The 9,185-nt window shown below is 68.6% G+C and carries 6 protein-coding genes; 4 read left to right on the forward strand and 2 right to left on the reverse strand.

What is annotated here, in order from left to right:
• Both TSO221_RS34260 and torS read left to right on the forward strand, forming a co-directional pair.
• On the forward strand, window positions 1-174 hold a 174-nt coding region (locus TSO221_RS34260; protein WP_199229754.1), incomplete at its 5' end, for a MucR family transcriptional regulator.
• Window positions 175-686: 512 nt separating this feature from the next.
• Window positions 687-3,629 (forward strand): TMAO reductase system sensor histidine kinase/response regulator TorS, encoded by a 2,943-nt coding sequence (gene torS / locus TSO221_RS34265; RefSeq protein WP_109122926.1) that lies wholly within the window; start codon window positions 687-689, stop codon window positions 3,627-3,629.
• On the opposite strand, the gene torR is transcribed toward torS, so the two are convergent.
• Window positions 3,613-4,338: a two-component system response regulator TorR gene (torR, locus tag TSO221_RS34270; protein ID WP_109122927.1), complete on the reverse strand. Its 726-nt coding sequence runs from the start codon at window positions 4,336-4,338 to the stop codon at window positions 3,613-3,615. The two genes, torS and torR, sit on opposite strands and share 17 nt — an antisense overlap.
• A 23-nt stretch (window positions 4,339-4,361) precedes the next feature.
• Window positions 4,362-5,462 carry a TMAO reductase system periplasmic protein TorT gene (torT, locus tag TSO221_RS34275; protein ID WP_199229755.1) on the reverse strand — a complete coding sequence of 367 codons (1,101 nt, stop codon included), beginning with the start codon at window positions 5,460-5,462 and terminating at the stop codon, window positions 4,362-4,364.
• Window positions 5,463-5,638: 176 nt separating this feature from the next.
• On the opposite strand from torT, the gene TSO221_RS34280 reads away from it, so the two are divergent.
• A complete protein-coding gene (locus TSO221_RS34280; RefSeq protein WP_109122929.1) occupies window positions 5,639-8,305 on the forward strand; it encodes a molybdopterin-dependent oxidoreductase in 2,667 nt (888 codons plus the stop codon).
• A gap of 75 nt (window positions 8,306-8,380) precedes the next feature.
• A partial coding sequence (gene moaA / locus TSO221_RS34285; RefSeq protein ID WP_199229756.1) for a GTP 3',8-cyclase MoaA occupies window positions 8,381-9,185 on the forward strand: 805 nt, incomplete at its 3' end.

Consider the following 9,185-nt stretch of genomic DNA (forward strand, 5'->3'; position numbering starts at 1 on the left):
CTGAAGATGCTGAAGCGCCACCTGCGGACCGTCTACGGCATGACGCCGGAGGAGTACCGGGCGCGCTGGAACCTGCCGGACAACTACCCGATGACCGCCCCGAACTACGCCGCCGCCCGCTCCAGCTTGGCCAAGGCGCGGGGGCTTGGCCGGAGGGGGCGGCGAACCGCGTGAAGGATGAAGGCTGTCTGGTCCAGGCGGCGCCCCGCCGGGGCTTGGCGCCGCGGAATTGATCAGCAGCTCCAGAGCAGGACGAAGCCGCTGCCCTCTCCGCGTACCAGATCGGCGTAGACCGGGGCCGGAAAGCTCGGGTCACCGTCCGCTTGCCCATCATCGCTGCGTCCTCCTCCGCTCAGGACGACTGAATCAGGACTTCAGGCCGCCGGCAACACCGACTTTTTCAACACTATCGGCGCTGAACCGCCGTACAAGCATGGCGGTTCATGATTCATTTCAGACGTCCCGCCGCTCAACCCCAGGGGCCGAACGTAAAACTGAACATCAGAGCGCCGTACCAGAGCGCTGCCTCTTCAGCGGCCAAGCGTGTTTCGCGCCCTCCGCTCCACTCCCTTTGCCACGCGTGAAAACAATGGCCATAAACCGTGGGTGCCCAGCCGTCATGGCCCAGTCATGGCGGCACGACATCGGTGGGTCGCACGCCACCCCAGGACAGGCGGGAGCGCAGCATGGTTCGGCTGCATGGCATCGGAATTCGCGGACGGCTGCTACTCGCCTTCGGGGCGGTGGCGGCGTTGGCGTTCATTGCCGCGCTGACCGCGTGGCTGGGATTCGGCGCGGTGAAGAATGCCGAAACCCTGATGATCGGCAGCGCCGTCCCCGCCATGGCGACGGCGCATCAGGTGTCCGAGGTCAGCGCCCAGGTGGCCTCCGGTCTAATCGTCCTGGCGCGCGCGACCACCGTGCGCGAGGTCGAGGAGCGATCCCGGCTGCTGGGCACGGGAAGCCGGACCCTAGCGGCCCTCGTCGACGACCTGCGGACGCAGGGCGCGGCCCCGGCGACCACGGCCGAGCTGCGCCCCATCGTGAACCGGCTGTCGTCCAACGTCGATCAGCTGAAGGAGCTGCTGCTGACGCAGCTCGACCTCGAACAGCGGTTCGCCGACGCCACCGGGCAGGTGCTGAGAGCCACCGACCAGATCGTCAATCTGTCGCGCACGCTGGTGGAGAACGCCGACACCCGCACCATCGCCGCCATCGCCCAGCTCTACCGTCTGGTCGAGCGGCCGGAGGGCTCCGCCCAGGCGATGGACGTGCTCGACCAGCTGGTCGAGGAGCACCTGGACCAGTTGCAACGGATGACGGAGCTGCGCCTGCTCAGCAGCATCCTCGGCCAGCAGGTCGGGCGGCTGGCGCGCCTCACCAGTCGGCAGGAGATCGAGGAGTTGCAGGCGGCCTACCGGCAGTCGTGGACTATCATCGAGCGCCGCCTCCGCTTCGCCGACGATCCCGAGCGGCGGGCCGCCGCGGCGGCGCATCTGGCGGTGCTGCAGCCGCACGCCGACGACGGCACGGCCGGCAACATCTTCGGCCTGCGCCTCGACATCCTTGCGCTCGCCGCGACGAGGGAGCAGCTGGCGTCGGACAGCCGCGTCGACATCGACTTGCTGTCGGACCTCGTCGGGCAGGTGACCACCCGCTCCAACGCGCTCATCGCCGACGCCAGCGCCAGCATGGCCCGGACGATGTCCGGCGCCCGCGCGACGCTGCTGGTTCTGGCGTTCGTCTCCCTGCTGGTGTCGATCGCCATCGTCGTCTTCTACGTGCAGGGCAACTTGCTGCGGCGGATGACCGGGCTGCACCGCACCATGGACCGGCTTGCCGAGGGCGATCTCGACGCCGCGATCGGCATCCAGGGCAGCGACGAGCTGGCCAGCATGGCGCGGTCGCTGGAGGTGTTCCGGCAGACCGCCATCAGCCGCCGCCAGCTGGAGATCCAGCAGGTTTTGGTCAACGAGGAACTCCGCCACTACCAGACCGACCTGGAGCATCTGGTCTCGGAGCGGACGGCGATGCTCCGCGACGCCAACGCCCGCCTTGCGGACGAAGCGGAACGGGCGGAGGCGGCCAACCGCGCCAAGTCCGTGTTCCTGGCCACCATGAGCCACGAGATCCGCACGCCGATGAACGGCGTGCTTGGCATCGCGACGCTGCTGCGCGGCACCGAGCTGAACGCCGAGCAGCGCCGCTATCTCGCTACCATCGTCGAATCCGGCCAAGTGCTGCTGCGCATCCTCAACGACGTGCTGGACTACTCGAAGATCGAAGCCGGCCGGCTCGAATTCGAATCCGTCGATTTCTCCCTCGAAGCGGTAATCGAGCGGCTGGGAGACCTGTTCTCGCCGGAGGCCGAGGCCAAGGGCCTGCTGCTCGGCTTCGAGATCGACCCGGACCTGCCGCCCTGGTACCGCGGCGACCCCGGGCGGATCCAGCAGATCCTGGCCAATCTTATCGGCAACGCCATCAAGTTCACGGACGAGGGAGAAATCTACGTCTCCGTCGACGGCGAGGCGCCGGGCTGGGGCAACGACGGCGAGCCGGTCTGGACGCTGCGCTTCGAGGTCGCTGACAGCGGCATCGGCATCGCCGAAGACAAGCTCCCGGGCCTGTTCGACGCCTTCACGCAGGCGGAGAACTCCACGTCGCGCCGGTACGGCGGGACGGGGCTCGGGCTCGCCATATGCGAACGCCTCGTCCATGGCATGAACGGGACGATCGGCGTCGACAGCGCGCCCGGGCGCGGCAGCACGTTCCACTTCACCCTGCCGCTGCCGGTCGGGCGGGAGCCGCCGGCGCCGGACCGGCTGGACCGGGAAGACGAACCGCTGCCCGCGATGACGGTGCTGCTGGTCGAGGACACCGAGGTCAACCGCCTGGTGGTCCGCACCATCCTGGAGCGCATGGGGCACACCGTCGTCGAAGCGGTGAACGGCCGGGAGGCGCTGGCCGCGGTCGAGCGGAGCCGTCCCGACCGCGTGCTGCCCGACCTCGTGCTGATGGACATCAGCATGCCGGTCATGGACGGCTTCGCAGCCACCCGCGCGATCCGGGCGCACCCGGACCCCCGCGTCGCGCGGCTGCCGATCGTCGCGCTGACGGCGCACGTCATCGAACGCGACGTCGGCCGCTACGCCGAGGCCGGGATGGACGGGCTGGTCGGCAAGCCGGTCGATCCGGCCCACCTGCTCGCGGCGATGCGCACGGTGCTGGCCGGGCACAAGGCGTTCCGCCTGTCCGACGCGGCGTTCGCCGCGAATCCGCCCGCCTTCGACGCCCAGGTGCTCGCCGCCGATCGATCCCGCCTGGGCGACGGCACGGTGTCGGCCCTGCTCGCGACCTTCGAACGGGAAGGCGACCGGCTGGCCGGCGTGCTGGAGCACGGCGCCGCGGCGGAGGATTGGGCGGCGGTCGGCGACGCGGCGCACGCGCTCAAGAGTGCGTGCGCGCAGGTCGGGCTGATGGCGGCCAGCGCCCAGGCCCGCCGCATCGAGACCCTGTGCCGCTCCGGCACGCCGCCGTCCGAAGTCGACCTCGCGGACCTCCGCACGGCGCTCGACGCCGGACGCGCGCTGCTCGACGGCGAGCGCCGGCGGCTCAGCCCCCCGTTGTGACCTCGGCGGTGAAGACGTATCCCTCGCCGTGGGCCGTCACGATGATCGTCGGGCTGCGCGGATCGGGTTCGAGCTTGCGCCGCAGGCGGCCGACAAGGACGTCGATCGACCGGTCGTTGGGCGCCCAGATCCGGTGATTGATCTGGTCCATCAGGTAATCGCGGCTGAGCACCACGCCCGGCCGGCCGACCAGCGCCGACAGCAGCTCGTACTCGGCGCGCGTCAGCTTGACCAAGTCCCCGTTGGGCGCTTCCAGGCGCCGCCGTTCCGGGGCGAAGCTCCAGCCCCCGAAGCGGAACACCGATGCTTCGGCGGCGGGGCGCGCCACGCCCGCGGTCCGGCGCAGGAGGTTGCGCACCCGCACCAGCAGTTCGCGCATGTTGTAGGGCTTGGTGACGTAATCGTCGGCGCCGATCTCCAGGCCGACGATCCGGTCGACCTCGTCGGCGCGCCCGGTCACCAGGATGATGCCGATCTCCGACCTGGCGCGCAGTTCGCGCGCCAGCGTCAACCCGCTCTCGCCCGGCAGGTTGATGTCGAGAAGCACGAGGTCGACGGCGTAGTCGCGCATGAGCTTGCGCATGGCGGTGCCGTCCTCCGCGGTGAGGACATCGAACCCTTCGGCCGTCAGATAGCCGGCCAGCTTCTCGCGCGAGACGGCCTCGTCCTCGACGACCAGCAGGCGGACGGGATGGCCCGGTGGCTTCATGGCGGGTTCACCCTTCAAATGCGTCAGTTTGGTCTGCGGTCATTGGCCGTCCCGCCTGGGGCGGCGCCCGGCGCCGGTACGCCGAAGGTCGGCTTGAAGTCGGCCGGCGACAAGGAGGCGGCAAGGTCGATGCCGTCGACAGTGTCCCGGGTGACCAGGATCACGTCGGGTCCGACATGCGTCGGCACGGGGCGTCCCTCCAGCACGCGCACCGCCTGGTCGATGGAGATGCGCCCCTGCAGGAGCGGTTGATCGGTCGGCGCCGCGAGGATGTGCCCGCGCTTGATGCCCCGATAGACCCCGTGCGTGAAATAGTCGGCCACGACATGGATCCGCCCCTGAAGACCGCGCGCCCGCAGCGCCCCCATCGCCGCTTCGGCGGCGACGCCCGCGCCGACGATGTAGTCGATCGAGGGCTCCGCCTCCAGCACGTCCTCGATCAGCGACAGCTGCACCAGCTTGCCCGTGTCGCCATGGCGCACGGCCGCGATCTCCACCGCGGCATCGCCGAGCGCGTCGGTGAAGCCCCGCATCTTGCCATCGGAACCGCCGTCACCCTTCGGTCCCGGGAACAGGGCAACCCGAACCCTGAGCGAGCCCTTCGGGTGACGCTCGGCCAGGACCCGGCCGGTCAGGTACCCCATGCGGTACCAATCGACGCCGGCCATCGCGACGATGCCCTCCGGCCGCACCTGGTTCACGGTCGCCAGAACCGGAATGCGGCGCCCGATCTCAACGACCGCCGGTGTCAGCCGGTCGGCGCTGACCGAGCCCAGGATGATCGCGTCGGCCCGCCCGTCGGCGCACTCCTTCAGCTGCTCGCGCTGGCCCTCGGCATGGCCGTAGCCGCCGGCCTCCTTCACCGTCAACGCAACGCCGAGCCGACGCGCCTGCTCGACCATGCCGGCGTTCACACTGAGCCAGTACGAGTCCTTGAGGTGCGGGTATAGCGCGCACAACCGCCACGGGCGCGCTGCGGTATCGAGCGGCCGGTAGTCCAGCGGCCGGGAGGGCGAGGTGTAGTCGAGCAGTTGCTCCCACGCCTCCAGGCGCCAGGTTTCCGCGGCGGCGTTGGGCGCACCGCACACCGCGAGGACGAGCGCGGCCGCAAGCGGGGCGGACACCCGGCGCCTGTTACAACCGCTTACAATTTCTTTCGTCCTGGACATTCCCGCCCGGAATCTCGTTCGCATCGCCGCAGTATCCTGATTGGGAAAGGGGGCTTCGGCAAGGCGCTTGGCTCCCACGCAGATCCGCTGGAGCGCGCCCCGGCGCGCCCACCCCCACCGCGAGGCCCATCATGAACCTGTCCCGGCGATTCTTCCTCTCGATGTCGTCCGGCGTTGCCGCTGGCGCGCTGATGCCCGGCGGCGTTTCGTCCGCCGCGACCGCCGTCGCCGGCAGCGTTCCGACGACCGTGCCGCACGCGACCCACTACGGCGCCTTCCATGCCGTCGTCCAGCACGGCCGGCTGACCGCCGTGCGCCCGCTGGCCGAAAAGTACGATGCCATGCCGACGCCGATGCTCACCGAGGGCATCATCGCGCGCACCTACGACAAGACGCGCGTCCTCTACCCCATGGTGCGCAAGTCGTACCTGGAAGGCGTCGAGAGCGGCACCGGCACCAAGCCGGAGTTGCGCGGCAAGGAGCCGTTCGTCCGCGTGTCCTGGGACGTCGCCCTGGGTCTCACCTCCAAGGCGATCCTCGACACCATCGACCAGTACGGCAACAAGGGGATCTTCAGCTCGTCGTACGGCGGCTGGTCGCACGCCGGCATCTTCCGGCCGAACGCGCTGCAGGGGCGCTTCTTCAACATCATCGGCGGCTGCTCGGTGACGACCGGCGACTACTCGGCCGGCGCCTCGCAGATCTTGCTGCCCTTCGTCATCGGCGACATGGAGGTCTATTCGGCACAGACCGCGTGGGAGCAGATCCGCGACAACACCGAGGTTTTCGTGTTCGTCGGCTGCGACCCGTTCAAGAACAATCGCATCGAGTACACGGTGTGCGACCACCAGATGTACCCGCGCTGGATGGAGATCAAGAAGGCCGGCGTCAAGTTCATTTCCATCAACCCGCAGGTCACGCCGACGGACGAGGCGCTGGGTTCGGAGTGGGTGAAGATCATCCCGAACACCGACACCGCGCTGTTCCTGGCGATGAGCCATCACGTCTACAAGACGGGAAAGCACGACAAGGAATTCCTGAAGACCCACACGGTGGGCGCGGAGCGGTTCATCCAGCATCTGGAGGGCAAGGGACCGGACGGGGTCGCCAAGACGCCGGAATGGGCGGCGAAGATCACCGGCATCCCGGCCGAGAAGATCCGCGCACTGGCGGAACTCTTGGCCGCCAAGCGGACCGAGATCGCCGGCGCCTGGGCGCTGCAGCGCGCCCACCATGGCGAGATGACCCACTGGGCCATCATCAACTTCGCCTGCATGACGGGCAAGATCGGGCTGCCGGGACAGGGCGTCGGCTTCAGTTGGCACTACGGCTGCGGCGGCATGCCGCAGTCCGGCGCGTCGATGCCCGCCGGCCTGGGCCAGGGCCGCAACCCGATCAAGAAGATCTGCCCGGCGTCGCGCATCAGCGAGATGCTGCTCAACCCCGGCAAGGAATTCACCTACAACGGCAGCACCTACACCTACCCGGCCAAGATCGACCTGGTCTACAACGCCGGCAACAACTTCATGTCGCATCAGCAGAACACCAACGAGCTGATCCGCGCCTTGCAGACGGTGAAGACGGTCGTCGTCCAGGATCCCTGGTGGTGCGCCTCGTCGCGCTGGGCGGACATCGTGCTGCCGGCCACCACGACGGTCGAGCGCGACGACGTCTCCTCCGCCGGCACCTACAGCAACGACAAGATCCTCGCCATGAAGAAGGTGATCGAGCCGCTGGGCGAGAGCCTCGACGACTTCGAGATCTTCCGGCGCCTGGCGGAGCGCTTCGGCGTCGAGCAGGCGTTCACCGAGGGCCTCACCGTGTTGGAGATCATCAAGGCGGCCTACGAGAAGAGCGCGGCCCCCATCCCCTTCGACGAATTCTGGGAGAAGGGCATCGCCGAGGTCCCGGTGCCGAAGGAGGCGCACGCCTGGGTCCGGCACGGCGACTTCCGGAAGGATCCGGTCAAGAACCCGCTGCACACCAAGTCCGGCAAGGTCGAGATGTACTGCGAGACGGTGGCCGCGTTCAAGCTTCCGGACTGCCCGCCAATGCCGACCTACCTGGAGCCCGGCGAGTTCCTGGGCAACGCCAAGCCGGGACAGGTGCACGTGGTCAGCCCGCACCCCTTCATGCGGCTGCACTCGCAGATGGCCAACGCGGAGATCCTGCGCAAGGGCTATGCGGTCGCCGGCCGCGAGCCGCTGCTGATCTCGGTCGAGGACGCCAGGGAGAAGGGCATCGTGTCGGGCGACGTGGTCGAACTGTCCAACGAGCGCGGGACCGTTCTGGCCGGCGCCGTCGTCAGCGACAAGATCATGAAGGGCGTGGTGAGCATCCAGGAAGGTGTCTGGCCCCAGGTGGACTCCAAGGGGCGCTGCAACAGCGGGCTCGTCAACTTCATCACCAGCTCGCGGCCGTCCAGCGGCCTGAACCAGGCAACGACGGCCAACACCTGCGTGGCGTTCCTACGCAAGTGCACGGACCCGGAGACGCCGAACCAAGCCTACGAGCCGCCGCCGGTCCTGCAGCGCGACGTGGCGCTGAAGGAGGAGTTCTACGGCTTCGACCGCGCATACGGGCTGGCCGACAAGGCGACCGCGAACATGGAGCCGGGCGAGAAGCTCTTCTACCAGCGCTGCACGGTGTGCCATGGCCCCCGCGATCCGGCCCAGTTCACCAAGCAGCAGTGGCAGGGCATCACCCAGAGCATGTTCCCGCGCGCCGGCCTGGACGACGATCAGCAGAAGATCGTCATGGAGTTCCTACTGAAGAACGCCAAGGACGCCGCGCACTGACCCCCGCCTCGGCGCTTCGCCCATGCCGGGCGAAGCGCCGGTTGCGGCGGACGTTGCTTTCCAATGGTGCACCGGATGCGATCAACCCTGCAAAGCACCGCTCCGCTCGTCGATTCCTTCGGCCGCGCCGTCACCTACCTGCGCGTCTCAGTGACCGACCGCTGCAACCTCCGCTGCGTCTACTGCATGGCGGAGGACATGAGCTTCCTCCCCAAGGCTGAGGTGCTGACGCTGGAGGAGATCGACCGCCTCGCCTCGGCCTTCGTGAAGCTCGGCACCCGCAAGCTGCGCCTCACCGGGGGCGAGCCGCTGGTGCGCCGCGGCATCATGGACCTGATCACCGCGCTTGGCCGCCACGTGAAGTCCGGCGACCTGGACGAGCTGACGCTGACCACCAACGGCTCGATGCTATTCAAGTACGCCGAGGGGCTGGTGGATGCGGGCGTGAAGCGCATCAACGTGTCGCTCGACACCCTCGACCCGCACAAGTTCCAGGCCATCACCCGCTGGGGCAAGTTCGGCAAGGTGGTCGAGGGCATCCAGGCCGCCCGGGACGCCGGTCTCGCCATCAAGATCAACGCGGTGGCGCTGAAGGGCGTCAACGACGACGAGTTCCACCGGATGGTCGAGTGGTGCGGCGAGCGCGGCTTCGACCTCACCTTCATCGAGGTGATGCCGCTGGGCGACCTGGGCGAGGTCTCGCGCCTCGACCAGTACATCCCGCTCACCCAGGTGCGGTCCGAGCTGGAGACGCGCTGGACGCTGGAAGACACCGATTACCGCACCGGCGGCCCGGCCCGCTACGTGCGGGTCAAGGAGACCGGCTGCCGCGTCGGCTTCATCACGCCGCTGACGCACAATTTCTGCGAAAGCTGCAACC

Origin of the sequence: Azospirillum sp. TSO22-1, assembly GCF_003116015.1 — a bacterium.
GTDB lineage: Bacteria > Pseudomonadota > Alphaproteobacteria > Azospirillales > Azospirillaceae > Azospirillum.

Coding starts and splice junctions, on each gene's coding strand:
- torS (WP_109122926.1), top strand. CDS start 687: ATGGTTCGGCTGCATGGCATCGGAATTCGCGGACGGCTGCTACTCGCC.
- torR (WP_109122927.1), bottom strand. CDS start 4,338: ATGAAGCCACCGGGCCATCCCGTCCGCCTGCTGGTCGTCGAGGACGAG.
- TSO221_RS34280 (WP_109122929.1), top strand. CDS start 5,639: ATGAACCTGTCCCGGCGATTCTTCCTCTCGATGTCGTCCGGCGTTGCC.